This window comes from Desulfoplanes formicivorans (assembly GCF_001748225.1).
GTDB lineage: Bacteria > Desulfobacterota > Desulfovibrionia > Desulfovibrionales > Desulfomicrobiaceae > Desulfoplanes > Desulfoplanes formicivorans.
In genome coordinates this window covers 1-203 of record NZ_BDFE01000021.1, presented here as the reverse complement: position 1 = coordinate 203, position 203 = coordinate 1, and the positions used below count along the sequence as shown (strand labels likewise).

At 44.3% G+C, this 203-nt stretch carries 1 protein-coding gene; it reads left to right on the top strand.

Features of this window, described 5'->3' with window-relative positions:
* On the top strand, nt 1-203 hold a 203-nt coding region (locus DPF_RS13280; protein WP_141721142.1), incomplete at both ends, for a transposase.

Below are 203 nucleotides of genomic sequence, written 5' to 3'. Positions count from 1 at the left end.
GCTCAAGTTCAGATGAAAGATGGAGGCACGGCAAAATTGGTTTTTGTCCGCAACCGGAGCAAAAAAGATTGGCTTGCATTACTGTGTACAGATAAAAATCTTCCGGATGAAGAAATTGTGCGTATCTACGGTCGGCGCTGGGATATTGAAGTTTTCTTCCGTACGGCCAAACAGCATCTTGAATTGGAAAAAGGATGCCAGAG